General features: G+C 65.6%; 20 protein-coding genes. 9 read left to right on the plus strand and 11 right to left on the minus strand.

The genetic code is table 11. The features are described from left to right. The first annotated feature begins 40 nt into the window (after positions 1-40). Together I5E68_RS13710 and I5E68_RS13715 are read left to right on the plus strand one after the other, a co-directional pair. The gene (locus tag I5E68_RS13710; protein WP_197165018.1) at positions 41-868 is read left to right on the plus strand and encodes a phosphoadenylyl-sulfate reductase; all 828 of its coding nucleotides are present in this window, start codon (positions 41-43) and stop codon (positions 866-868) included. A 209-nt stretch (positions 869-1077) separates the two neighbouring features. After that, positions 1078-2295 carry an MFS transporter gene (locus I5E68_RS13715; protein ID WP_197165020.1) on the plus strand — a complete coding sequence of 406 codons (1218 nt, stop codon included), beginning with the start codon at positions 1078-1080 and terminating at the stop codon, positions 2293-2295. 74 nt (positions 2296-2369) lie between these two features. Here the strand turns inward: I5E68_RS13715 and putA are convergent, their stop codons facing one another. Beyond that, positions 2370-6005 carry a bifunctional proline dehydrogenase/L-glutamate gamma-semialdehyde dehydrogenase PutA gene (gene putA / locus I5E68_RS13720; protein ID WP_228727197.1) on the minus strand — a complete coding sequence of 1212 codons (3636 nt, stop codon included), beginning with the start codon at positions 6003-6005 and terminating at the stop codon, positions 2370-2372. 104 nt (positions 6006-6109) lie between these two features. Between putA and I5E68_RS13725 the strand changes: the two genes are divergently transcribed. Then, positions 6110-6580, plus strand: coding sequence for an Lrp/AsnC family transcriptional regulator (locus I5E68_RS13725; RefSeq protein ID WP_197165022.1), 471 nt, complete (start codon positions 6110-6112; stop codon positions 6578-6580). Between the two features lie 39 nt (positions 6581-6619). On the opposite strand, the gene I5E68_RS13730 is transcribed toward I5E68_RS13725, so the two are convergent. The 9 genes from I5E68_RS13730 to I5E68_RS13770 form a co-directional block, all read right to left on the minus strand. Further along, entirely contained in the window at positions 6620-7834 is a 1215-nt protein-coding gene (locus tag I5E68_RS13730; protein ID WP_197165023.1) for an MFS transporter, read from the minus strand. A gap of 128 nt (positions 7835-7962) precedes the next feature. Further along, positions 7963-8370 (minus strand): TadE/TadG family type IV pilus assembly protein, encoded by a 408-nt coding sequence (locus tag I5E68_RS13735; RefSeq protein ID WP_197165024.1) that lies wholly within the window; start codon positions 8368-8370, stop codon positions 7963-7965. Continuing rightward, on the minus strand, positions 8367-8855 hold the full coding sequence (locus I5E68_RS13740; protein ID WP_197165025.1) for a TadE/TadG family type IV pilus assembly protein: 489 nt from the start codon (positions 8853-8855) through the stop codon (positions 8367-8369). The genes I5E68_RS13735 and I5E68_RS13740 overlap by 4 nt, the downstream gene beginning before the upstream one ends. Next, positions 8852-10114: a TadE/TadG family type IV pilus assembly protein gene (locus I5E68_RS13745; RefSeq protein ID WP_197165026.1), complete on the minus strand. Its 1263-nt coding sequence runs from the start codon at positions 10112-10114 to the stop codon at positions 8852-8854. Before I5E68_RS13745 ends, I5E68_RS13740 begins: the two co-directional genes overlap by 4 nt. 223 nt (positions 10115-10337) lie before the next feature. After that, positions 10338-11975: a flotillin family protein gene (locus I5E68_RS13750; RefSeq protein WP_370463776.1), complete on the minus strand. Its 1638-nt coding sequence runs from the start codon at positions 11973-11975 to the stop codon at positions 10338-10340. Positions 11976-12440: 465 nt separating this feature from the next. After that, positions 12441-14015: a hypothetical protein gene (locus I5E68_RS13755; protein WP_197165028.1), complete on the minus strand. Its 1575-nt coding sequence runs from the start codon at positions 14013-14015 to the stop codon at positions 12441-12443. A 95-nt stretch (positions 14016-14110) separates the two neighbouring features. Further along, a complete protein-coding gene (locus tag I5E68_RS13760) occupies positions 14111-14749 on the minus strand; it encodes a YqiJ family protein (RefSeq protein WP_197165029.1) in 639 nt (212 codons plus the stop codon). Then, entirely contained in the window at positions 14749-15474 is a 726-nt protein-coding gene (locus tag I5E68_RS13765; protein ID WP_197165030.1) for a hypothetical protein, read from the minus strand. Before I5E68_RS13765 ends, I5E68_RS13760 begins: the two co-directional genes overlap by 1 nt. 14 nt (positions 15475-15488) lie before the next feature. Then, entirely contained in the window at positions 15489-16709 is a 1221-nt protein-coding gene (locus I5E68_RS13770; protein WP_197165031.1) for a toxic anion resistance protein, read from the minus strand. Between the two features lie 429 nt (positions 16710-17138). Between I5E68_RS13770 and accD the strand changes: the two genes are divergently transcribed. From accD to I5E68_RS13790, 4 genes are read left to right on the plus strand one after another with little or no spacing between them, the layout of a single operon-like run. Next, the gene (accD, locus tag I5E68_RS13775; RefSeq protein ID WP_197165032.1) at positions 17139-17987 is read left to right on the plus strand and encodes an acetyl-CoA carboxylase, carboxyltransferase subunit beta; all 849 of its coding nucleotides are present in this window, start codon (positions 17139-17141) and stop codon (positions 17985-17987) included. Beyond that, positions 17984-18442 carry an acetyl-CoA carboxylase biotin carboxyl carrier protein gene (gene accB, locus I5E68_RS13780; protein WP_197165034.1) on the plus strand — a complete coding sequence of 153 codons (459 nt, stop codon included), beginning with the start codon at positions 17984-17986 and terminating at the stop codon, positions 18440-18442. The genes accD and accB overlap by 4 nt, the downstream gene beginning before the upstream one ends. A gap of 14 nt (positions 18443-18456) precedes the next feature. Further along, entirely contained in the window at positions 18457-19821 is a 1365-nt protein-coding gene (accC, locus tag I5E68_RS13785) for an acetyl-CoA carboxylase biotin carboxylase subunit (protein WP_197165036.1), read from the plus strand. 19 nt (positions 19822-19840) lie between these two features. After that, positions 19841-20788, plus strand: a complete 948-nt coding sequence (locus I5E68_RS13790) for an acetyl-CoA carboxylase carboxyltransferase subunit alpha (RefSeq protein ID WP_197165038.1) — start codon at positions 19841-19843, stop codon at positions 20786-20788. 27 nt (positions 20789-20815) lie between these two features. Here the strand turns inward: I5E68_RS13790 and I5E68_RS13795 are convergent, their stop codons facing one another. Further along, entirely contained in the window at positions 20816-21697 is an 882-nt protein-coding gene (locus I5E68_RS13795; RefSeq protein ID WP_197165040.1) for an ROK family protein, read from the minus strand. 230 nt (positions 21698-21927) lie between these two features. Between I5E68_RS13795 and I5E68_RS13800 the strand changes: the two genes are divergently transcribed. Next, complete coding sequence (locus tag I5E68_RS13800) at positions 21928-23229, plus strand: MFS transporter (protein WP_197165042.1); 1302 nt, start codon at positions 21928-21930, stop codon at positions 23227-23229. 64 nt (positions 23230-23293) lie between these two features. Beyond that, the gene (locus I5E68_RS13805; protein WP_197165044.1) at positions 23294-24361 is read left to right on the plus strand and encodes a LacI family DNA-binding transcriptional regulator; all 1068 of its coding nucleotides are present in this window, start codon (positions 23294-23296) and stop codon (positions 24359-24361) included. The last annotated feature ends 85 nt before the right edge of the window (positions 24362-24446 follow it).

A 24446-nucleotide genomic window follows, 5' to 3' on the forward strand; every position in this document is an offset into this window, starting at 1 on the left:
AGCGCCTCCGCTTGCCCCGATCGTCGGAAGGGATGATCCTATGACCACGCGCACCGAAAGCAGCGATCGCATCCGTGATCGCATCGAGACCGGCCCTCGCTTCGTCGAGGCCGATGCCGTTCGGCTGAACCGCATGTTCCGCGGCACCGACACGCTCGAGATGCTCGAGACGATGCTCAAGGAGAACATGGTCGGCGAAGTCGCGACGGTCTCCAGCTTCGGCGCGGAGAGCGCGGTGCTGCTGCACCTCATCAGCCGCGTCGATCCCTCGGTGCCCGTGCTGTTCCTCGAGACCGGCAAGCACTTCCCCGAGACGCTGGCCTACCGCGACGCGCTGGTCGAGCGCCTCGGCCTCACCGACTTGCGCAATCTCGTGCCCGAGGCAGAGGAACTGGCGAAGAAGGACGAGACCGGCCTGCGCTGGTCCTACGATCCCGACGGCTGCTGCGAGATCCGCAAGGTCAAGCCGCTGGCCAAGGCCTTGCTCGGCTTCGATGCGACAATCACCGGGCGCAAGGCGTTCCAGAACGCGACCCGCAAGACCCTGCCGCGCTTCGAGATCGACACCACCGACGAACAGGGCCGGCTCAAGGTCAACCCGCTGATCGACTGGAGCCCCGAGCGCCTGGCCGCGTACATCGCGGAGCATGACCTGCCCCCGCACCCGCTGGTCGCGCAAGGCTATCCCTCGATCGGCTGCATGCCCTGCACCAGCAAGGTCGCACCCGGTGAGGATCCGCGCTCGGGCCGCTGGAAGGGCTGGGACAAGACCGAATGCGGTATCCACACCCCCGGCGCCGCCGGGGGCGAAGGCAATGGTGATGGCCCCGCCAGCGACCTGCCTCCCGGTTTCGACCCGGTATTCTGACAATCCCCTGCCCGGGCCGGCGCGAACCGGTCCGGGCCATGGATATCCGCAAAGGCCGGGCCATCGTGCCCGGCCTTTGCGCTTTTCCATCCAGCCCGCGCAAATTGCGCAAGACGCCAGGCCGCGTGCAGTCAATGCACGCCTCGACGCTGTTTGCGTGACTGCAAACGTTGCCTAACTCTCCCCTCCCCCGTATTTTGCAGTGCAACATGACCCATAACTACGAAACCTCCCCTAAGGCGAGCCACCCCGCGCTCGTCATCCTCGCCCTTGCCATGGGCGCCTTCGCCATCGGCACGACCGAATTCGCGGCAATGAGCCTCGTGCCCTTCTTTGCCCGCGATCTGGGCATCACCGAACCTGAGGCCGGACATGCGATCAGCGCCTATGCGCTGGGCGTGGTGGTCGGAGCCCCGGTCATCGCGGTACTTGGCGCGCGTCTCTCGCGCCGCACGCTGCTGATCGGGCTCATGGCGCTCTTCGCCATCGGCAACGGGCTCAGCGCGACCTCGTCCAGCTACACGATGCTGCTGTTCTTCCGCTTCGTCTCGGGATTGCCGCATGGCGCCTTCTTCGGCGTCGCGGCGCTCGTCGCGGCATCGCTGGTTCCCTCGAACAAGCGTGCGCAGGCAGTATCGCTGGTTTTCCTCGGCCTCACCGTCGCGACGATCATCGGCGTACCCGCCGCGAACCTGCTCGGACAGGTGGTCGGCTGGCGCTACGGCTTTGGCGTGGTCGCGGTGCTTGCCATGCTGACCATGGTGGCGACCTTCCTCTTCGCCCCGCGCCAGCCCGCCGATCCCGATGCCAGCCCCTTGCGCGAACTGACCGCGCTCAAGCGCCCGCAGGTCCTGCTCACGCTGCTGACCGGTGCAATCGGCTTCGGCGGCCTCTTTTGCGTCTACACTTACGTCGCCTCGACCATGATCGAGGTCACCAAGGTGCCCGAATCGCGCGTGCCGCTGGTGCTCGTCGCCTTCGGCGTGGGCATGACCGCGGGCAACCTGTTCTGGGCCTGGTTCGCCGACCGCAACCAGAACCTCGCCGCGATCAGCGCCTTCATCTGGAGCGCGCTCGCGCTGGCCGCCTTCCCGCTCGTCGCGACCAATGTCTGGCTGCTGGGCTTCGACGTCCTGCTGATCGGCTTTGGCGGCGGGCTCGGCACGATCCTGCAAACGCGCCTGATGGACGTTGCCGGCGATGCGCAGGCGCTGGCCGCAGCCGCTCACCACAGCGCGTTCAACACCGCCAATGCGCTGGGGCCATGGCTTGGCGGCATGGCGATCGCCTCGGGCTTCGGCCTCACCAGCACCGGCTGGATCGGCGTTGCACTCTCGCTCGGCGGCCTCGCCATCTTCATGCTGACGCTGGCCCTGTTCCGCCGCGATGCGCGCCGCGCCGAGCTGCGCGAGGCCTGCCCGGCCTGAGCCTAGCTGCACGAAAAAGCGCCCGCGAAGCATGGCTTCGCGGGCGCTCTTACTTGTGCCTTTCGCCTAAGCGATCAGCCGATCATCATCAGGCTGGCATTGCCGCCCGCCGCAGTGGTGTTGATCGAGATCGAGACTTCCTCGAGCAACCAGCCCAGCCCCGGCCCCGGCTTGCCCGCCGGGTGGACAGGGACGATCGGCCCGGGGCGCTCCGCCATGTCGGCACAGGCCTTGAGCAGCGCGTCCTTCCCGCCCTCGACGAGGCAGACCGCGAGCGGTTCGTCCGGATCGGGACGGAAGGCAGCAGCAACGGCGTCGGGCAGGCCTTCGGGCAGGTCCATGCCCTCAATGCTCGCGCGGTTGCCGGTCGCCAGCGTCAGTGACATCAGGCGTACGAGCCCCGCGCGGGTCTTGGGCCGCAGCAGGATGCGGCCGCGCGGATGCAGCGCGTATTCGTTACGCTCGCCCACAGGCCCGGGCAGCTCCATCTGCGTGCCGAGACGGCTCGCGGTATGGATCGCGCGGGCATGGGCTGCGCCCTCGAACCACTCCTTCTTCGCCAGCCAGCCGACGAATTCGTCGACCAGCGGCATGCGCACGCCCGAAGGCGGCAGCACCAGCGGCGCCTGGCGCACGAGGCGGCCGAGATAGAGCGGACCGCCCGCCTTGGGCCCGGTGCCCGAGAGCCCGTTACCGCCGAAGGGCTGCACGCCGACGATGGCACCGATCTGGTTGCGATTGACGTAGCGATTGCCGGTCCGCACCCGCGAGAGAACATGCGCGACGGTCCCGTCCATGCGGGTGTGCAGGCCGAAGGTCAGGCCATAGCCGGTCGCGTTAATTTCCTCGATCAGCGCATCCATGTTGCGACGCTTGAAGCGCAGGACGTGGAGAACCGGTCCGAAGACTTCCTGCTCGACATCGCCGATCGCGTCGATCTCGATGATCGTGGGCGCGACGAAGGTGCCCTTCTCGCAACCTTCGGGAAGTTCGAGACGGTGGACCTTGTGGCCCTTGGCGCGCATCGCCTCGACGTGATCCTCGATGCGCTCCTTGGCCTCTTGCGTGATGACAGGGCCGACGTCGACGGCGAGGCGATCGGGATTGCCGACTTCCAGCTCGTCGAGCGCGCCCTTGAGCATATCGAGCGTGTGCTTGGAGATCTCCTCCTGCAGACACAGGATACGCAGCGCCGAGCAGCGCTGGCCGGCGCTGTCGAAGGCCGAGGCGATGACGTCGCCCACCACCTGCTCGGCAAGCGAGGTGGAATCGACGATCATCACGTTCTGGCCGCCCGTTTCGGCGATCAGCGGGATCGGCACGCCCTCTTCCGAGAGGCGCGTCGAGAGCTGCTTCTGGATCAGTCGCGCGACCTCGGTCGAACCGGTGAACATCACGCCCGCGACCTGCGGCTGGTCGATCAGCGCCGCGCCCAGCTTGCCGTCACCCGGCATGAACTGGAGAGCGTCGGACGGGACGCCCGCACGGTGCAGCAGACGCACGGCCTCGCCGGCGATCAGCGGGGTCTCCTCGGCAGGCTTGGCGAGCACGGTGTTGCCCGCCATGAGCGCTGCAGCGACCTGCCCGGTGAAGATCGCCAGCGGGAAGTTCCAGGGGCTGATGCAGATCACCGGCCCCAGCGGCACCTGCCCGGCACCGAAGGTCTGGCGGGCCTGCGAAGCATAGTAGCGCAGGAAGTCGATCGCTTCGCGCACTTCCGCAATCGCGTTGGCCGCCGACTTGCCAGCCTCTCGCATCGCGAGCCCCATGAAGGTGCCCATGTGCTCCTGCATCGCATCGGCAGCACGCTCGAGGATGGCGGCGCGTTCCTCGACCGAAACCTCGCTCCAGCTGCTCGCGGCGGCGCGCGCGACAGCGCTTTCGGCAAGCTCGGCTGGCGGTTCGACCGCGATGCCCACGACGTCGCTGTGATCGGCCGGGTTGAGCACCTCGCGCTCCTCGCCTTCGCCGTTCTCGGCCTCGGCCCGCCACGCGTGCGCAACGGTACCTGCCAGGGTCAGCGTCAGGTCGGCCAGCAGGCTGTCGTCGGACAGGTCCATGCCCGCCGAATTACGCCGGTCGGGATAGAGCTGCGAGGGCAGAGCGATCTGGTCGTGACGCGCGCCCGGCTCGGGCATGTCGAGCACTTGCTCGACCGGGTCCTCGACCAGTTCGGAGACCGGCACCTTGGGATCGGCGATGCGGTTGACGAACGAGGAGTTGGCCCCGTTCTCGAGCAGGCGCCGTACCAGGTACGCCAGCAGCGTCTCGTGCGTGCCAACAGGCGCGTAGATACGGCAGGGACGGTTCAGTCCTTCCTTGCCGACGACCTGCGAATAGAGCGGCTCGCCCATGCCGTGCAGGCACTGGAACTCGTACTGGTCATCCGAGTAGGTCTCCGGATCGGCCATGTGGTAGATCGTTGCCAGCGTCTGCGCATTGTGCGTGGCGAACTGCGGATAGACCGCATCGAGCGCGCCGAGCAGCTTCTTCGCACAGGCGATGTAGGACACGTCGGTGTGGCGCTTGCGGGTGAAAACCGGGAAGTCGGACAGACCGTCAACCTGCGCGCGCTTGATCTCGGCATCCCAGTAGGCGCCCTTGACGAGACGCACCATGATCCGGCGATCGGCGCGGCGTGCAAGATCGATCAGCCAGTCGATCACCTGCGGGCAGCGCTTGCCATAGGCCTGGACCACGAAGCCGAGGCCGTTCCAGCCTTCGTCGAGTTCGGGGTCCATCGCCAGCATCTCGAGCAGGTCGAGCGAAAGCTCGAGCCGGTCTGCCTCTTCGGCGTCGATGTTGAAGCCGATGTCGTACTTCTTGGCAATCACCGCCAGCGCCTTCACGCGCGGCAGGAGTTCCTCGACAACGCGCTCGGCCTTGGCGCGCGAATAGCGCGGGTGCAGCGCCGAGAGCTTGATCGAGATGCCCGGGCCGCGAAACACGCCCTTGCCGCTGGCAGACTTGCCGATGGCATGGATCGCGTTCTCGTAGTCCTCGTAATAGCGATCGGCATCGGCCGCGGTCACCGCCGCCTCGCCAAGCATGTCGTAGCTATAGCGGAAGCCCTTGGCCTCGAGCTCCTTGGCGCGCTTGAGCGCCTTGGCGATGGTCTGGCCGGTGACGAACTGCTCGCCCATCATGCGCATCGCGATGTCGACGCTGCGGCGCACGACCGGCTCGCCGGCACGACCGATCAGGCGGTTGAGCGCCTTGGTCATGCTCTGGTCGTCGACACTGCCGTCGATGCCGCCATAGAGCTTGCCAGCGACGACCAGACCCCAGGTCGCGGCATTGACGAAGAGCGAGCGATCGCCGCCCAGATGCTCGCGCCATTGGCCCTTGCCGATCTTGTCGCGGATCAGCGCGTCGCGGGTCTCGTCGTCGGGAATGCGCAGCAGCGCCTCGGCAAGGCACATCAACGCCACGCCCTCGAGGCTCGAGAGCGAGTATTCCTGCATAAGAGCGTCGACGCCGCCCAGCTTGGCGGCCGCCTTCTGCTTCACCCTCAGTTTCTCGACCAGCGTGCTTGCCGTCTTGCGGATCGCATCGCGCATCTCGCCGGGCAGGCGAGCAAGCTCGATCAGCGGGGCCACGGCTGCGGCCTCCTCGCGGCGGCACGCACCGGTGACGGCACGGCGCAGGGCACTGGGTTCACGAACGGGGGGAGCGAAAGCGGTGAAAGGCATGTCCATGGTCTGCGTCATTGTCATCACCGTTACTTAAGCGTTTTGGACTTGGCAGTCCGACTTTTCGGGCTCATTTCCCTGAGCGCATGAACCAAAGTTTGGTTTCGACTTGGACGAAGTGAATGGGAAAAGAACCACATTCGGTCGATTTGGACGACCTCGATCGCCGCATCATCGCCGCCCTGCGCGCAGATGGCCGCAAAACTGTCACTGATCTGGCCAAGGAGGTCGGGATTTCCAAGACCCCGTGCCAGATTCGCATGCGTCGACTCATCGATAGCGGGGTGATTCGTGGCTTTCGCGCGGTGGTCGACCCTGCGAGCTTGGGACTGGACCACATCGCCTTCGTCGAGATCGGCCTCTCGCATACCCATGAAAAGGCGCTGACCGAGTTCAACGAGGCGGTCCGGCGCATCCCCGAGGTCGAGGAATGCCACATGATCGCAGGCAGCTTCGACTACCTGCTCAAGGTGCGCACGCTCGACATGCGCCGCTACCGCAAGGTGATGGGCGAGAAGATCACCAACCTGCCCCACGTCGCCACGACCTCGACCTTTGTCGTCATGGAGGCGATCAAGGAAGTGAACGGCTGAGAAGTAAACGGCTGAACCGCGGCGCGTGTGTGCGCCCGGTCAATCCTCGGCGGCGACGCGGTAGGGCCCGAGGGTCGCGATCAGGACGACGACGAGGACCAGTGCCGCTGCCGAGGACAGCAGGGCGAACTGGTAGTCGCCGGTGAGATCGACCGACCAGCCGAATGCCGCAGGGCCGAAGGCCGCGCCGAAGCTGAACAGTCCGAGGACCACGCCGTAGGTCGCGCCATAGTTGCCGATCCGCGCATAGCGGCCGGTGAAGTAGGCGAGCATGTCCACTTCCGCCCCGGCGGCAAGGCCGAGCATCAGCGCGGCGATCACCACCGGCCCGCCCCAGGCCAGCAGCAGCGCTGCGACGACCGGCGAGACGAGGAACAGCGCGGCGACGAAAGGCGCATGGAAGCGGTCGAAGAGGTAGCCCACCACGACCCGCGCGAAGATCACCGCAAGACCGATGTTGGCCGCCACCTTCGCCGCCTCGGCAGCCGGCATGCCCCGGTCGACGACCATCGGCACGAGGTGGACGATCAGTCCCGCCACGAAGAAGCCGAGCAAAACCGCGACGAGGATCAGGGTCAGGGTCTGACGATTGGCCTCGAAATGGCCCTTCTCTCGTCTCGGCGCCTCGGCAGGCAGGTCACTGGCGGCACCCTTCTCGCGCCGTGGCATGAGCCGCCCGACCGGCAATCCGACGACGAGGATCGTCGCCGCCATGACCAGTGCCGCGCTGCGCCAGCCACTCGTCGCGAAGATCGGGCCGAGCAGAGCGGGCGCGAGGAATGCGGCAAGGCCGGAGCCGAGCAGCATCAGCCCGAGCGCGAGGCCCCGTCCCTTGTCGAAGCGGGCCGAGACTGCCCGCGCCCAGATCGCCGGGGTCGTGCCGCAACCGGCGAGCGAGACGAGCAGCCACAGGCCCCACCACATCGGCACCGAATTTCCTGCCTGCGAGAGCAGCACCAGCGCGAGCGGAGCAGCGATATAGCTCGCGATCGCGATCGCGCGCACGCCGTAGCGATCCGCCAGCCGCCCGACCAGGGGCGCGGACAGGAAGATGCCGAGCTGCTGGAAGGTCGCCGCACCCGAAGCGGCGGCCCGGCTCCAGCCGAACTCCGCCTGCACCGGAGACACGAACAGGCCCAGCGCGTAGAACCCGATGCCCATCATGCCCACGCCGATCGCCAGCGCCGAGGCGAGGACGATGGGCCAGTGCTGTGCGAATTCGCGCCGCGCGGCGCCGGACATGGTTGCGCTCATGTTGCGACGATGTCGCGCTGCAGCAACGAAGGCAAGCAGCGGTGCCGCGCTGTCCGCACATTGATCAGCTCATGCCTGAGGGGGGGGGGGCGTGCAAGAGCGCCCTGCTGCGCGAGCGGCCCGCCCGGTCAGCTCTGGACGTAGGATAATGCAGAGTCGCTCAGGACGATCGGATCGATGTCCATGAAGGGGACGACCGGCTCGACCTGGTACTGGATGTTCACGCGGTCGAACTGCGCGCCATCGTCATTGCCGCGCTCGAGCGTGATCGAGACGATCCCCTCCTGATCGAGCCCGGCCAGCTGCTCGCGCACCTTGGCGACGACTTCGGTCTCGCTCGCATCGTCGTGGATGTTGGCATAGCGCACGCCCTCGCCCACGGCGTGACGGATGGCTCCGGTCGCCTGCAGCACGATGGCGAACTGCAGGATGCCGATCATCAGCGCCGCCGCGACCGGCAGCGCAAAGGCGAACTCGATGACCGAGGCCCCGCGCTGGTCGCGGCGCAGGCGCGAGAGAAACCGTGCCAGGCTCACTGGATCCGCTCCAGGCTGTCGCCCTCGAGCGTGATCGTCGAGGACATGACCTCGCTTCCGAACATGTTGGTCAGGACAGACCAGTCGAACTGCATCTGCATCGGACGCTTGATCGAGACATAGACATAGCGGGCCGATTCCTCGGTCGCGCCGCAATAGCCGTCGAAGTTGTCCTGCCGTACGCCATCGCATTCGAGGAACAGCTGGGCATCGACGAGGCTGGCATCGACATTGCCCGCCCGCGCTGCCTCTGCGACGATATAGCTCGTATCCGGGCTCTGCGGCCGCTTGGCGAGCGCGAAGTCGGTGGTGCGCTGGGCTGCCTGCTCGACGTCGATGCGCGCGACCACGAAGCGCGAGACCTCGACCATGCCGACCAGCACCAGCAGCAGCACCGGCAGGACGAGCCCGAGCTCGATCACGCTGGCACCGCGCCGGTCCTTGCGCAGTGTGCGCAGGACATGGAGGAGGCCCGCCAGCCTCATTCGACGACCTTCACCACCGAGGCCGACAGGTCGAGCTCGGCATAGTCGGTGGTGCAGTTGTTGTTGAGCTTCGAGGTACCGGCGAAGGTCACGTGGTTGGCGACGAGCAAGAGACACTCTGCGCTCTGGCCCGAGTTGCCGGTAAAGCGCACGTCGCCGTTGGGCATGTAAATCACGCCGGTAAGGTCGAGTTCTGCACCACCTGCAAAAGTGCTCTCGCTCGAGGAACCGATCGGGTCCTGATAGAACAGGATATTCTTCCAGGTCGGGTTCTGCGCCCCGGTCGGCGCGGTGAGGTCGAGCGTCGCCCCGCCCACGATCTTGGCCGAGGCAGCGTTGCCCGCACCGCTGCCGGTCATGATGAAGGTCACGCCATCCCCGATCAGCGAGGCGGAACTGGCAACGTCCAGGACTCCGCCATCAAGGATGTAGACGCCCGGCGAAAGGTTCGTGACCCCCTTGAGCGTCATTCCCCCGCAGTACCGGCCCGGCGACAAGGTCACGTTGTCCTTGGGCTGGTTCGAATAGTTCTTGATGCAGCTCTCGCCCTCGGTCTTGGCCGGGACTTTAAGCTCGCGGCTGAGCAAGGGGTCCGTGATCGGCACGCCATACGGCTGCAGTTCGGCGTCGGCCGGAATGTTCTTGGCGCTGGCGTCGATACCGCCCACGGCGTGAAAGCTGGGCGCGTCGATCCAGCTGGTGCCGGTGAGATCGATCGCGGCCTGAATGCCAGAGTTCGCGCCAACGCCGCAGCCCAGATTGACGTCGGCCGTACCGATGGCCCGCACGCCGATACCGGTGGGCGCCAGCGCAATCACGCAGTACTCGCCATCCGACACACGCGTCGCGACCGCCCGGCTGCGGATCTCCGGGGCGAGGTCGATGAAGACACTGGAAAAGGGAAGGCTCTGGCGCGTGCTGGCGATCACCTCGACCGCGCCGGTATCACCCGTGAAGCCGCCCGAACCTGGCGGGCTACTGACCCGCTCGATGGTAACGTTGAGGGTGTTGTCGGCGTTGCGGCCAATCTCGCGCCTGGCCGAACTCTCGTAGCCGTCGCGCTGGATCAGGCTGAGCGCCCCCGCACGCGCACCGGCATCGACCGCCTGCTGGAGCTGGCGGCGCCACAGGTACCACTGGGCCGTATCCACCGCGAGCCCGGCCGCGCCGACCAGCGAGACGAAACCGATACCGGTAAATATCAGTACACCGCCGGAGCGATCCGAGCGGAGGCGCGAGAGGAACGTCAGGAAAGGCATCGATGGATGGTGCTTTCGCCTTGTTACGATCGCCCTCACCCAAAGCCTTTCAACGATAACATCCTGCGAAATTTCTTGGTTAATTTCGCAGTAACCCGGAAAAATGCGGATGTAATCGATGATCTATGAGTAATTTATACGATTATCAGTACTGCAAAAAGAAAACCCCGAGACGACGCGAGGCCATCCCGGGGTCTGAATATAGTCGGATTCGCAAGGAGAATCAGTTGACCGTAGTCGGTCGATAGACCTCGCCATCAGTTGCTTCGTCGTTGTCTGCCGCTTCGGGCGCCTGCGGAACGGCAATTTCGCTCGCGCCTTGCACCATGCTCGACAGGGTCGAGCCGTCCAGCCCCAGTTCCTTCATCAGGCCATCGATCATCGGTGCCTGCGCCCGGTAGGCCAGCGCGGCACTGACCGCATCGTTGGCAAGGTTGCCCGAACCGCCGACCGGAGCACCCGCCCCTGCCGATCCGCCACCCTTCTGGGTGAGCCCGTCGACCTGGACGATCTTGATCGAGTCGATCGCTTCCATCGGGCGCACGCTCTCGCGCACGACTTCCGGCAGGACCTTGAGCAGCGCCATCTTCATCTGCAGCGAGATCTGCTCCGATGAGAGGATGTTCGCCGCCTCGTTGATCGCGCGCTGACCCGCGGCCTCGACCTCCATGCGCACGCGCGCGGCTTCGGCCTTGAGCTTCTCGGCCTCGGCTTCACCCTCGGCCTCGCGCTTGACCGCTTCGGCGCGGTTGAACGCGGCTTCCTTCTCGGCCTCGGCCTCGACCTTGATCGCGATGGCCTGACGCTCGGCTTCCTTGGCGGCCTCGATCAGCTCGATCCGCTTGGCACGCTCTGCGACCTCGGTCTCGCGGCTGGTCGTGACCTGCTCCTCGGCGGCGACCGCCTTGGCACGGGCCTCGTCGGCCTGGCTCTTGGCCTGGCTTTCCTCGCGGCTCTTGTTCTGGATCGCGATCTGCTGTTCCTGACGGGCGAGTTCTACCGCCTGGGCCTGCGCGATGCGCGCCTCCTCGATGGAGCGGTCGGCCTCGATCTGGCGGGCATCGACCTGCTGCTTGGCCTCGATCCGGGCCTCGTCCGATTCCCGGGTACGCTTGGCCTGCTCGCGGGCGATTTCCGCCGTCTGCTCGGCGCGGCGCATCTCGACCTCGCGCTCCTGCTCGAGACGTGCGAACTCGTTGTCGCGCTGGATCGTCATCGACTGGCGATCCGCCTCGAGGTTCTTGGTCTCCATCTGGACGCGCGTGTCCTGCTCGATGTCGTTGCGCGTCTTCTTGCGCAGCTCGATCTGCTCGGTCAGCTTGGTGAGACCTTCGGCGTCGAACGCGTTGTTGGCGTTAAAATGTTCGATCGAGGTCTGGTCGAGCCCCGTCAGCGAGACCGATTCCAGCTCCAGACCGTTCATCGCGAGGTCGGCGGCAGAGACCTGCTGCACCTTCTGCACGAAATCTGCGCGCTGCTCGTGAAGCTGGTTCATCGACATGCCCGCCGCGACCGAGCGCAGCGCGTCGACGAACTTGCCCTCGACGAGGTCCTTGAGCGCCTCGGGGTGCATGGTGCGCGCACCGAGCGTCTGCGCGGCCATGGCAATGGCCCCGGCATCCGGACGGACACGTACGTAAAACTCGGCCTTCACGTCGATGCGCAGGCGATCGAGCGTGATGAGCGCATCCCCGTTCTTGCGCTCGACGGCGAGGCGCACGGTGTTCATGTTGACCGGCATCGTCTCGTGGAAGACCGGCAGGACCAGCGCGCCGCCGTTCATCACGACGCGTTCCCCGCCTACGCCCGTTCGCACGAAGGCGATTTCCTTGCTCGCCCGCTTGTACAGGCGCGCCATCATGATGCCGATCGCAAGCAGCGCGATCACCACCACACCGACAAGCACGCCGATGTTGTAAAGCCCCGTCATTTCACTCTCTCCTTGAGCGGGATGCAGCGGATGGCCCAACGCCCCGCTCTTGAATTCATCCCAACTCAACCGCGCACGCGAAGACGCGGCTGAGCTCAAATGACTTCATTTCTGCATGCCTGCCAAGGCTATGTGGATAAACATGATGCCAGCTTCGCGCTTTTGCGCGCGTCGATCACGTTCTTCGGGTCTGTTACTGCATCAAGCCCGTTTCAAGGCGACGCACATGGCCAAAACTCCCAGAAACGATGCTGCGGACGGCCCTTTGCCCCGCTCTGAAGTTCATCGTGTCTGTGCGGATATTCATATAGATAGGGAAATCGCTTGAACAGGAAAACCGGATAGTTGCGAGTCGATTGCATCTGGAAACTATCCGGCCCCGTCTGGCCGACGCCTCTATGCGGGCCCCTTGAGGCAGGCACTGTTGCCAGCCTCAGGGAGCGCCGCAAAGACGATGGTCTTGCCGGGCACCGCAATGGTGTCGCCCGAGGAAATTGGGTTCAGTCCTGTCAGGGTCCCGTCCTCGGCAAGCCCCGGACTGTGCCCGTTCACGGTTACTGCACCGCTGTCGAGCGAGGCCGCCTGCAAGGTCCAGACCTGCGTCGGCGTCCCGGTCGGCACGGTGCGCGCCTCGTCACCCAGGTTGATCGCCACCAGCCCCACCCCGCCCGGTGCTCCAGCAAGACAATGAGCGTAGAGGCGCAGGTCCTCAGCCGAGGTCTCGGGCGGTGCCAGCACGCCGGTGCCCATGACACGGCGCCACAGGACAGCCACCCAGTAATTAGGCCGGGGCACGAGCGTGTCGCCGTCAATCAGCGCGTAATCGGATGCCGCTAGGGTGTTGTGCATGACCACCTTCACGCCCTTTTGCGCAAGCAGCCCGAGCTGGTTCACGTACCGGAAACTGTCGAGAAAGCTCGCCGCCCATGGGCTGCCCCCACAAGCCGCCTGCGCGGTCTCGGTTACCCACATGGGATCGCCCGGCTCGAAACGGTCGCGCAGCCCGGCATAGTAGTCATGCTCGCGCAGCGTCAGGTCGAGCCATTCGGGGCTCAGCGCCTCCGCTTTCTGCGCACTCGTCCCGCGCCGCGCACCACAACGCTGGGATACTTCGCCATAGAAATGATAGGAGACAGCGTCGAGCCGCCCGGGGTTGGCAGCAAGCATGTCCTGCGAGCGGATCAACCCACTCACCCCGTTGACTGGCGCGGAGGCCAATGCCCCCTCGCCCACGCTACCGGGGCCCAGAACGATCATCTGCGGCGCGGCCTTGCGCACCCACTTGTCGAAGATCGCGAAATCGCGGGCATAATCGGAAGCATCATATCCCTTGGGCAGGCCGCCGACCATCGAGGCATTGGGCTCGTTGTAGAATTCGGCAGCGGCGATCTGGCCGCCAGCCTCGCGCGTCAGGTCGAGCAGGCGCTGGGCCTGTTGCGTACGCCAGACACCCTCTGCATCGCGCGCACCGGGACTGACCGGAAACGAAGTGACGATCTGCGCCTCAACCGCCCGGGAGAAGTCAACGACACCGCGCCATTGCTCGCGCGTGAGCACCTGATTGAACCCTTCAGGCGGTTCGGCCAGGGTCTCGCCTTCGGCCGGGATGTAGGTTGAATTGGCCCAAGTTCCGCTGACACGCATATAGACGGGGCCAAGCGCGCGGGCGAGCGCGCGTAGCTTCGTATCGGTGAGATCGGCGGGACCGCGCATGCGGTAAACCTCGTCGGCCGGGCCGCCATAGGGGGCCCAGAAGCGCCCGCCGGTAACCTCTACCATCTCGACGTTATAGGACTGGAACCGGGCATCGACCTCGGCGATCTGCGCGATCGTCGCGAAGGGCCCTGCAGCTTGCGGGCGGGACGCTGTCGCCTGCACTGCCGAACCGGGCGCGCATCCGGAAAGCAGGCAAGCCAGAGTGACAGAAAGCGTGCTCGCAGCAGCGGCCTTAAAGAGGGAATTTCCCGGCATCGCATTCTCCCGTATTTTGCTTACGGGCTAACTGGCTGGCGCGGCACCGTCGAGGCGCTGGCGGTCCACTGCGAAGAAAGACCGCCCGGGCGTTTTCAGTCGAGACGGGGCAGATAATGGTCGCCGCGCGCGATGGCCTTGAACAACTCGCCCTCGCGCCGCACGATCAGCACCCGCTCGCCCTGTTCGAAGGTCTGGCCCGCATTGTCCGGTTCGAGCATGACGTAATGGACCTGCCCGAAGTGATCCGTCACACTGGCGCGGGCTGGAGAGCCTTGCCTCGCCGTGCCGATCACGATCTGCGCCTGACGCCCGACGAGCGAAGCGCGGTCGACGGCCGTGGTCTCGTCCTTGGGGAGCAGCCGACCAAGCGGACGCGATATCGCGCCCGTCACCGGGAGTGCGACGACACCGGCGGCCGGACCCACGAGCCAGGGCGTCCAGGGCGCCCCGGTCAGGCTCTCGAGAAATTCCTGCGCGGCAAAGCCGATCACGCCGAAGACGCTCAGCAGAACCATGAGCCAGACAATGAACGGCACCCGGCCCAGCCCAATGAGCGAGAGCAACCCGCTGTCGAGCGCCAGCTCGCCATCGGTATCGAGGTCGAGATCGACGTCGGTATCACCGCCGAGCAGGTCTCCCAGCCCGACGAACTGGAACACCGCCAGCATCGCGACGACGCCGATCGCGACCGAGAACGGCAGGTTCTGCGCCTGCGTGACCAGGTCGAGCATCAGCGTCCCCGCGCGCCGCCGTTGCCGCGGGCATCGAGATACTTGGTCTCGAGGAAGCGGTTGCGCGTCGCCAGCGCGTCCACGTCGCCCTTGGAGAGATCCTGGCTCATCGCCTCGATCTCGTCGGAGATGACGCAAAGCCCGTCGATCAACTGCTCGGAGGGACTGTCGCCGCTCACGCCCGGCTTGCTGCGCAGCGAAGGGGGAATGCGCGTATAGCTGTCGACGAGGCCCGGCAGGTGCTCGGAGAGCAGCTTGCGCACCTCGCGCGCGGCAGGGCCGCTTTCATCGACGCTCGCGAGCTGCGGCGAGAGCTGCTCGAGGCGCACGCCGATCATGTCGATGGCATCGATCGCAGCGTTGGGCAGCGCGCGGCGCTTGGATTCGAGCCACAGTTCGGTCGACCCTGCCAGTTCGGCAAGGCTCGCATCGTGCAGGTCGCCCTGGCGCGGACGCGGCACCGAAGGATAGATCGAGAGCACCATGAACACGAGAAAGCCAAGCAACATGGTCAGCAGCCAGGTGCCGTCCGACAGACCGCCCAGGACGATCCCCGCCCCGACCGAAGCGATGACGATGGCGCAGAGCGCGAGAAACGCGCGGCGCAACCGGCGCATCCGGTAGGCCCAGCGCTCCTTGCGCGCATTGTATAGCCGCGCCGCACGTTGCCGGCGCGCGGCCCTCACGATCTCGCTCGAAACCCGCCGCGCGGGAACCTGTGCCATCTCGCCTCAGTCCCTCATTCGCTGCCGAGCGAGGTGAGCAGGTCCTTGGCGGCAGCGCTGTCGCCCTGCGCAAGCCCCTCGCTCTGCCCCTGCGCGCGGGCGATATAGGCCTTCGACTTGTCGATCTCGCCCTCGAGCGAGTCGACCGTCTGCTTCATCGAGTCGAGCGCCTTGAGCTTGAAGGTGTCGATCGAATCCATCGTGTCGTAGATATTCTGGAAGGCGCGGCTGAGCGTCTCGAGCGGGATCGTCGCGCTCGAGGCCTGCTCATGGATGCGCGCCGAGTTGTCCTTCATCATCTGGCCGGTGCCCTCGATGATGTTGGCGGTCGTGGTGTTGAGCGCGGTGATCTGGTCGAGCACGAGGCGCTGGTTGGCCATGGCCTGCGCGACCGTTACCGCAGTGCGCAGCGCGCCCACGGTCGTGGTCGAGGCGCGGTCGACACCCTTGATCAGCTCGACGTTGTTCTTCTTGACGAGATCGAGCGCGAGGTAGCCCTGCACCGAGACCGCCATCTGCGTGAGCAGGTCCTGCGTACGCTGGCGCACGTAAAACAGCGCGCTCTCGCGCACCGCCTTGGCCTTGGCCGGATCGGTGTGGTCGAGATCGGCCGCCTTTTCTTCCAGCGCGCTGTCGAGCGCCTTGGACATCCAGATCATCTGCTCGAGCTTGCCGAGCGAGGCCCACAGGTTCTGCCGCTCGACGTCGATCGCGGCATTGTCCATCAGCAGCTCGTCCTTGCCGTTCTGCAAACGGGTGAGGATCGCCGAAATGTGGCCCTGCGCGCTCTGGTAGCCTTCGAAGTAATTGCGAAGTTTCGAGCCGAAGGGAATGATTCCAAAGAGTTTGCGCTTCGAGAGCAGGTCACCCTTGGTCGAGGGATCGAGGTCCTCGACGGTGCGGCGCAGCTCGGCAAGGTCGGCGCCGACACCGCTATCCTTGTCCATCGCGCGGATCGGGCGATCAAGGAAGCGGTTGGAGTGTCCCGAGACCTCGGCGATCTCCTTGCGCCCCATGTTGGTAATCTGGTCGACCCGGCGACCGAATTCGGGAGAATTGGAGTCCTGACCGACAAGATCGGTGACGAATTCGTCGACGCGAACCTGCAGCTTGGACTTCTTCTCCTCGTCGACCGGAACTAGTCCGGCAGCCTTTTCAGGCTGAACGGTCGGCACGGGATCGGGCGGAGTGAGCTTCAACTCTTCCGCCTCGGCCAGGTCGGTCGCAACAGCCATGGATAGTGTCCTCGTCCTCAGTAAAACCCGTCAAAACAGGAACAATCTAGGTTTCGCGGCGGGCCACTACAAGCAAAACCGGACCGCCTATGCCCGAGCGCTCGACGAAGGGCCGACCGGGCTCGATGGATGGTTCGACACCGAGCCCTGCAACAAGGCGATGCCGTCACATCCCCGACACCTTGCGTATACATTCTCCATAGGAAGCGACGCCCCGTAAACACGGGACAACAGCCGTTTGCACCCCGCTCGGCGCACCTGCGGGCCAATTTGGCTTGCTAGGCACGGTGTACTTCCCCTAAACGGACCCGCCTCGCACAGGGTCGATGGGCTGACGGCGGGCGGAGAACACAACGCAGTCCCGCACCCGCCGGTTGCATCGTCGATGGCCGGGCATGGTATTTTCAAAGAGATTGGTACGAACGTCGCATGAGTTGGCTGAGCAAGGTCCGCAATTCGGTTTTTAGCCTGAAGAAGCGTGACACCCCCGACAACCTCTGGATCAAGTGCCCGAGCTGCAGCGAGATGCTGTTCGCCCAGGAGTTCGAGGCCAACCTCTCGGTGTGCCCGCGTTGCGACTATCATGGCCGCCTGACCGCGCCGAGCCGCTTCGAGGCGCTCCTCGATGAAGGGTTTTCGGTGCTCGCGACCCCCGAGGTCGTGGAAAACCCGCTGAACTTTCGCGACACGAAGAAGTATACGGATCGCCTCAAGGCTGCCCGCGCCGCCAACCCCTTCCCCGACGCGCTGACCAATGCGCTGGGCAAGATCGACGGCCACAAGGCAGTGCTCGGCGTCCAGGACTTCAAGTTCATGGGCGGCTCGATGGGCATGGCGGTCGGCGCGGCCTTCGTCGCCGGTGTCGAGCGCGCCATCGCCGAAAAGTGCGCCTACGTCATCTGCACCGCGGCTGGCGGCGCGCGCATGCAGGAGGGTATCCTCTCGCTCATGCAGATGCCCAAGACCACGGTTGCCACGCGCCGCCTCGCCGCGGCCGGACTGCCCTACATCGTCGTCCTGACCGATCCCACCACCGGCGGCGTGACCGCGAGCTATGCCATGCTCGGCGACGTCCAGATCGCCGAACCGGGTGCTCTCGTCGGCTTTGCCGGCCAGCGCGTGATCCAGGACACCATCCGCGAAAAACTTCCCGACGGCTTCCAGCGCGCGGAATACCTGTACGACCATGGCATGGTCGACATGGTCGTTCACCGCAAGGACCTCAAGGCCACGCTGGCCACGCTGCTCGGATACCTTGAACGAAAGGAAGCCCAGTGAATATCGATAGCGCCCTTGTCCGCGAGCTCGCAGAGCTGCTGGCGGAAACCGGCCTCTCGGAAATCGAGGTCGAGGACGGTGATCGCAAGATCCGCGTCTGCCGCCAGATGATCCAGCAGATGACCGCGAGCCTGCCCGCCGCCGCACCGATGGCGGCGCCCGCCGCTGCCCCGGCAGCCGCCCCCGCTCCGGCCGCCGAAGCGAGCGCGCCCGAAGTTCCGGTCGATGCCGTGAAGTCGCCGATGGTCGGCACCGCCTACCTCGCCCCCGAGCCGGGTGCGGCCAACTTCATCGCGGTCGGTAAGAGCGTGAACGAAGGCGACACGCTGCTGATCGTCGAGGCAATGAAGGTGATGAACCCGATCACCGCGCCCAAGTCGGGCACGGTCAAGGCCATCCTCATCGAGAACCAGCAGCCGATCGAATTCGATCAGCCGCTCGTCGTGATCGGCTGAGGACGGACGTTTCCATGGGTATTTCCCGCCTTCTGATTGCCAACCGCGGCGAGATCGCGCTGCGCATCCACCGTGCCGCGCACGAGATGGGCATCGAGACCGTCGCGGTCCACTCGACCGCCGATGCCGATGCGATGCACGTGCGCCTCGCCGACCATGCGGTCTGCATCGGCCCGCCTTCGGCCAAGGACAGCTACCTCAACGTAGCCGCGATCATCGCTGCCGCCGAGATCACCGACGCCGACGCGATCCACCCGGGCTATGGCTTCCTCTCCGAAAACGCGCGCTTCGCCGAGATCGTCGAGAGCCACGGCATCAAGTGGGTCGGCCCCAAGCCCGAGCACATCCGCACGATGGGCGACAAGGTCGCGGCCAAGCGTACCGCGGGTGAACTGGGCCTGCCGCTGGTTCCAGGGTCGGACGGCGCGATCGAGGACTTCGAGGAAGCCAGCGTGCTGGCCGAACAGATCGGCTATCCCGTGATCATCAAGGCCGCTTCGGGCGGCGGTGGTCGCGGCATGAAGGTGGTCAACACCGCCGAGGAGCTCCAGAGCCAGATGGGCCAGGCCCGTTCGGAGGCAGCCGCTGCCTTCGGCGATGCCACCGTCTACATGGAAAAGTACCTCGGCAACCCGCGCCATATCGAGTTCCAGGTCTTCGGCGATGGTGAAGGCAATGCCGTTCATCTTGGCGAGCGCGACTGCTCGCTCCAGCGCCGCCACCAGAAGGTCCTCGAGGAAGCCCCCTCGCCCGTCATCACGCCCGAAGAGCGCGACCGCATGGGCGGCATCGTCTCGAAGGCGATGGCCGACATGGGCTATCGCGGCGCCGGCACCATCGAGTTCCTCTGGGAAAACGGCGAGTTCTACTTCATCGAGATGAACACCCGTCTCCAGGTGGAGCACCCGGTCACCGAGGCCATCACCGGCGTCGACCTCGTGCGCGAACAGATTCGCATTGCCGACGGCAAGCCGCTCTCGTTCAAGCAGGAAGAGATCGAGTTCAAGGGTCACGCCATCGAGTGCCGCATCAACGCGGAAGATCCCTGGAACTTCACCCCCTCGCCGGGCGCGGTCACCAGCTACCACGCGGCTGGCGGCATGAACGTGCGCGTCGATAGCGGGCTCTATGCCGGCTACCGCATTCCGCCCTACTACGATTCGATGATCGGCAAGCTGATCGTCTCGGGCCGTACCCGCGCAGGCGCGATCATGCGCCTCAAGCGCGCGCTGGGCGAAATGGTGATCGACGGCGTCAAGACCTCGATCCCGCTGCACCAGGCGCTGGTCGAGGATGCCGAGTTCAACGAAGGCGCCTACACCATCAAGTGGCTCGAGGAATGGCTGGCCAAGCGCGCAGCAGCCGGCACCACGGACTGAGGCCCGGGAAGACAGACCTATGAAATCCTACCTCGACTTCGAAAAGCCGATAGCAGAACTCGATGCCCGCATCGAGGAACTGCGCAAGACGGCCGACGGCTCGGACCTCGACATCGAGACCGAGATCGCCAAGCTCTCCGACAAGAGCCAGGCGATGCTCGCCTCGAGCTACTCCAAGTTGACGCCTTGGCAGAAGACGCAGGTCGCCCGCCACCCGCTGCGCCCGCACTTCGTCGACTACGTGAAGCTCGCCTTCACCGACTTCGTGCCGCTCGGCGGCGATCGTCTCTATGGCGAGGATTCGGCGATCCAGGGCGGCTTTGCCCGTCTGGGTGACCGACGCGTCATGCTGATCGGCCACGAGAAGGGCAACGACACCGCCACGCGCATCAAGCACAACTTCGGCATGGCCAAGCCCGAGGGCTACCGCAAGGCGATCCGCCTGATGGAAATGGCCTCGCGGTTCGGCCTGCCGGTTGTCACCCTCGTCGACACCGCGGGCGCGTTCCCGGGGATCGAGGCCGAGGAGCGCGGCCAGGCCGAGGCCATCGCCCGCTCGACCGAGGCCTGCCTCGCGCTCGGCGTGCCGATGGTGGCAGCGATCGTGGGCGAAGGCGGTTCGGGCGGGGCAATCGCCATTGCCGCTGCCAACAAGGTGCTCATGCTCGAGCATTCGGTCTATTCGGTGATCTCGCCCGAGGGTGCCTCCTCGATCCTGTGGCGCACCCCCGAGAAGGCTGCCGATGCGGCGACCGCGATGAAGGTCACCGCACAGGACCTGCACGAGCTCAACGTGATCGACGGCATCGTCGCCGAACCGCTCGGCGGCGCGCACCGCGACCCCGAGGCGACCGCAGCAGCCCTCGCTCGCGCGATCGGCCGCGAACTCGACGCGCTGCGCCCGCTCAGCTCTGCCGCGCTCGTGCGCCAACGTGAGGACCGCTTCCTCGCCATCGGCTCGCTCTAAGCGAAGAAAACTAGCTCCCGGGCGCGCCTACAGCGCCCGGGACGCGACCTCCAGCGCCCCCATCGGTCCGGCATCCTCACCCAGCACAGGCGGGACGATGATCCGCGCCAGCGCCTCGTCCGTGCAGTCGGGCAGGTAACCAGCGAGCATTTCGGGAACCCGCTCTCGCGCCATCGCCAGGAGATGCGGCTGGCGAGCGCTCACCCCTCCCCCGACGACGATCCGCTGCGGCGAAAGCGTCAGCAGGAGGTGCGCGAACAGCTGCGCCAGATCTTGCGCGACCGGCTCCCAGCGCGGATCGTCAGCCGCCACTTCGCCCGGATGGCAACCCAGCCTTGCCGCGAGCGCGGGCCCGCTCACCAGACCCTCGATACAGTCGCCATGAAAGCGGCAGGCCCCACCGAAGCCGTCACCCGGCGCGCGGCGCAGGCGCAAATGACCGATCTCTGGATGCATCAGTCCGTGGGCCGGATGCCCCTCGACGAGCACGCCGCCGCCCAGCCCGGTACCGATGGTGATGTAGACCAGCGAACTACAGCCGCGCGCTGCACCGAGCCGATACTCGGCAAGCGCGGCAGCGTTGACGTCAGTATCGAGTGCGATGGGACATGACAGGCCAGCGGCGAACAGATCGAATACCGCTGCCCCTGCCCACCCGGGCTTGGGCGTATCGAGCATCCTGCCGTGATCTGGTGCGGCGCGCGCAACGCGGATCGGGCCGAAGCTCGCGATCCCCAGCGCATCGATCGGCGAGCGTTCCTGCCAGCGCTGGATGACTTCGAGCGCACCGCCGAGCGTTTCATCGGGCGACGTCGTTTCCAGCGTGATCCGCTCGTCTATCCGACCGGGTCGGCCAAGCACCACAACGGTCTTGGTCCCGCCCAGTTCGACCCCTGCCAGCCTGTGCATACCCGTTCCCTTTCGTGCGCGTTCAACGCCGCCTCAGCAAGCCTGCGGATTGCGCGTTTCGCGTCGCTGTGCAATGCCGGTCTCGCCCGAAGCAAAACGACGGTCGGTCGTAAATGGCCTGCCCACGCGATTTTTGGCCAAAAGACAAACAGGACGATTGGGCAGCGGACGAAGGTTGGGCAGCGGACAAGGCCGACAGGGCGGCTCGAGTTCCCTGCGGGGAGAGCGCCATGGAAACGGCTGCCGGGCGAAGTCCCTCGCTCTTGCGCATTATTGAAATGAATGTGGGCTTTTTCGGGCTGCAACTGGCGTTCGGCCTGCAGATCGCCAATTCGAGCCCGATTTTCCGCACGCTCGGTGCAAGTGGCGCGCTGCTGCCCTTGCTGTGGATCGCGGGGCCGGTGACCGGGCTCGTCGTCCAGCCGCTCGTCGGAGTGCTCTCCGACCGCACCCGCAGCCGTCTCGGACGACGCACACCCTACATGCTCGTGGGAGCCGCGCTCTCTTCGCTAGGTCTCTTAGCCATGCCCTACTCCAGCGCCTTGTGGATCGCGGCATCGCTGCTGTGGCTGCTCGATGCCGCAAACAACATGACGCTCGAGCCCTACCGCGCCTATGTTGCGGACAGCCTGCCGCCCGAACGCCGTGCAAGCGGCTATCTTGTGCAGAGCGCCTTCACCGGGCTTTCGCAAACGCTCTCCTACGCCCTGCCCTCGCTGGTCGCGCTGTTCGTCGATGCGCAGGCACGCGATGCCAACGGCCTGCCCGTCATCGTACGTGTCGCCTTCGTCGCTGGTGCGATCATCGTCGCCTCCACGATCATCTACTCGCTCTGGCGCGTGCCCGAGGGCAGCTCGCTCGATGCCCCCATCGACCATAGCCGCCCCCCGGCATGGCGCGAACTCGTGCATGCCATCCGCGACATGCCGCGCGCAATGCGCATGCTGGCCCTGCCGATGCTGTGCCAGTGGTTCGCCATGTTCGCCTATTGGCAGTTCATCGTCGATGCCATTGCCGAGAGCCTGCACGGAACCCGCGACGCACTCTCTCCCGGTTACAACGCGGCGATCCTGACCGCCCAGCAGATGGGCATGGTCTACAATGCGGTTGCCTTCGTCGCCGCGCTCGCGCTGATCCCTTTGGTCCGGCGTATCGGCACCCGCAACGCCCATGTCGGCTGCCTCGCCGCTGCAGGGCTGGCGATGCTGGCGATACCCCAGGCCACATCGCTGCCCGCCGTGCTCCTCCTCGCGAGCGGAATAGGACTGGGTTGGGCCGGCCTGATGGGCAACACCTACGCGATGCTTGCCGAAGCGATCCCGCCGGGCCGTAACGGTGTCTACATGGGCATCTTCAACATGTTCATCGTCGTCCCGATGTTCATCGAGTCGGCCACCATGCCGCTTGTATACGACCTGATCCTCGCAGAGCATCCCGCGAGGGTCGTCACGCTGGCCGGATTCGTGATGCTGGCAGGGGCATTATCGACGCTTTTCCTTGACCTTGGGAGGCCCTTGTTCAACAACCGGTAACAAGCTGTGTATTTCGCCGAGGATGGCTACCCGTGCACACAATCGTTTGGTAGTAGCGCTAACCATGGTGGACAAAGCACAAGACAATAGCGGCGAGCAGAGCACCCTTGCTCGCTCCAAAACCACAGTCGAGGTTCGCACCCTCGCCGACCTCGCCCGTATCGCCGGTGTATCCGCCGGCACCGTTTCGCGTGCCCTCGCGGGAAAATCGCTCGTAAACACGGAAACTCGCGAAAGAATACAAAAGCTTGCGCGCGAATACGGGTTTCGACCCAATCAAATGGCAAGTAAACTTCGCTCGCGCCGCACCGGCGTTATCGGAGTCGTCATCCCGCTCGGCCACGACAAGCGCCAGCACGTATCCGACCCGTTCTTCCTCACCCTGCTCGGTGCACTCGCCGACGAGCTGACCGAGAGCGGCTACGACCTCATGCTCAGCCGTGCCATTCCCGATCACACCAGCGACTGGCTTGAGCGCATGACCGGCTCGGGCATGGTCGACGGGGTCATCGTCATCGGCCAGTCCGACCAGTTCGACACCATCGAGCGGGTCGCCGCGAATTACCGCCCGATGGTGGTCTGGGGACAATACCGCACAGGACAGACCCATTGCGTGGTCGGCACCGACAATGCTGCAGGCGGACGAATGGCCGCGCGCAAGCTGATCGATGGCGGCGCGCGGCGCCTGGCCTTTCTCGGCTCGACCACCGGCATCGAGATAGCGATCCGCTTCGAGGGTGCCAGGCAGGAAGCTGCGCGAGCGGGCATTGGCATCACCCATATCCCGGTGCACCTCGCCGACGAGGAAATGGCCGACGAAGTCGCGGCCGCCCTGGGCTATGGCAGCGGCTCCGAATACGATGGCATCATCGCCGCTTCCGACCTCATCGCGATGGGCGCGCTGCGCGTGCTGTTCGAGAACGGCCATCAGGTGCCCGTCGAGGTTCAGGTGATCGGCTTCGACGATCTGCCCCTCTCGGCCCAGACGCACCCTCCCCTCACGACCATCCGTCAGGAAATCCACGCCGGTGCCCGCGCCATGGTCGAACGGCTCAAGGCCCTTATCGACAACAGCGAAGCCGAGAGCCTGGTGATGGAACCGCGCGTCGTGACCCGCGCCAGCACGCGCTAAGCCACCCGTCGAAAAGGAAATTTGTCCGATTGATGGAGCCGCCGGCAAGTTCGCGCTTTTGCTGCGGACGGCTTGCGGCTAATCA

The organism is Novosphingobium aureum (genome assembly GCF_015865035.1).
GTDB lineage: Bacteria > Pseudomonadota > Alphaproteobacteria > Sphingomonadales > Sphingomonadaceae > Novosphingobium > Novosphingobium aureum.

Excerpts from the sequence above, each read along its gene's own strand:
- I5E68_RS13710 (WP_197165018.1), top strand. The coding sequence starts at position 41 with ATGACCACGCGCACCGAAAGCAGCGATCGCATCCGTGATCGCATCGAG.
- I5E68_RS13715 (WP_197165020.1), top strand. The coding sequence starts at position 1,078 with ATGACCCATAACTACGAAACCTCCCCTAAGGCGAGCCACCCCGCGCTC.
- putA (WP_228727197.1), bottom strand. The coding sequence starts at position 6,005 with ATGACGCAGACCATGGACATGCCTTTCACCGCTTTCGCTCCCCCCGTT.
- I5E68_RS13725 (WP_197165022.1), top strand. The coding sequence starts at position 6,110 with ATGGGAAAAGAACCACATTCGGTCGATTTGGACGACCTCGATCGCCGC.
- I5E68_RS13730 (WP_197165023.1), bottom strand. The coding sequence starts at position 7,834 with ATGAGCGCAACCATGTCCGGCGCCGCGCGGCGCGAATTCGCACAGCAC.
- I5E68_RS13740 (WP_197165025.1), bottom strand. The coding sequence starts at position 8,855 with ATGAGGCTGGCGGGCCTCCTCCATGTCCTGCGCACACTGCGCAAGGAC.
- I5E68_RS13745 (WP_197165026.1), bottom strand. The coding sequence starts at position 10,114 with ATGCCTTTCCTGACGTTCCTCTCGCGCCTCCGCTCGGATCGCTCCGGC.
- I5E68_RS13750 (WP_370463776.1), bottom strand. The coding sequence starts at position 11,975 with ATGATGGCGCGCCTGTACAAGCGGGCGAGCAAGGAAATCGCCTTCGTG.
- I5E68_RS13755 (WP_197165028.1), bottom strand. The coding sequence starts at position 14,015 with ATGCCGGGAAATTCCCTCTTTAAGGCCGCTGCTGCGAGCACGCTTTCT.
- I5E68_RS13760 (WP_197165029.1), bottom strand. The coding sequence starts at position 14,749 with ATGCTCGACCTGGTCACGCAGGCGCAGAACCTGCCGTTCTCGGTCGCG.
- I5E68_RS13765 (WP_197165030.1), bottom strand. The coding sequence starts at position 15,474 with ATGGCACAGGTTCCCGCGCGGCGGGTTTCGAGCGAGATCGTGAGGGCC.
- I5E68_RS13770 (WP_197165031.1), bottom strand. The coding sequence starts at position 16,709 with ATGGCTGTTGCGACCGACCTGGCCGAGGCGGAAGAGTTGAAGCTCACT.
- accD (WP_197165032.1), top strand. The coding sequence starts at position 17,139 with ATGAGTTGGCTGAGCAAGGTCCGCAATTCGGTTTTTAGCCTGAAGAAG.
- accC (WP_197165036.1), top strand. The coding sequence starts at position 18,457 with ATGGGTATTTCCCGCCTTCTGATTGCCAACCGCGGCGAGATCGCGCTG.
- I5E68_RS13790 (WP_197165038.1), top strand. The coding sequence starts at position 19,841 with ATGAAATCCTACCTCGACTTCGAAAAGCCGATAGCAGAACTCGATGCC.
- I5E68_RS13795 (WP_197165040.1), bottom strand. The coding sequence starts at position 21,697 with ATGCACAGGCTGGCAGGGGTCGAACTGGGCGGGACCAAGACCGTTGTG.
- I5E68_RS13800 (WP_197165042.1), top strand. The coding sequence starts at position 21,928 with ATGGAAACGGCTGCCGGGCGAAGTCCCTCGCTCTTGCGCATTATTGAA.
- I5E68_RS13805 (WP_197165044.1), top strand. The coding sequence starts at position 23,294 with ATGGTGGACAAAGCACAAGACAATAGCGGCGAGCAGAGCACCCTTGCT.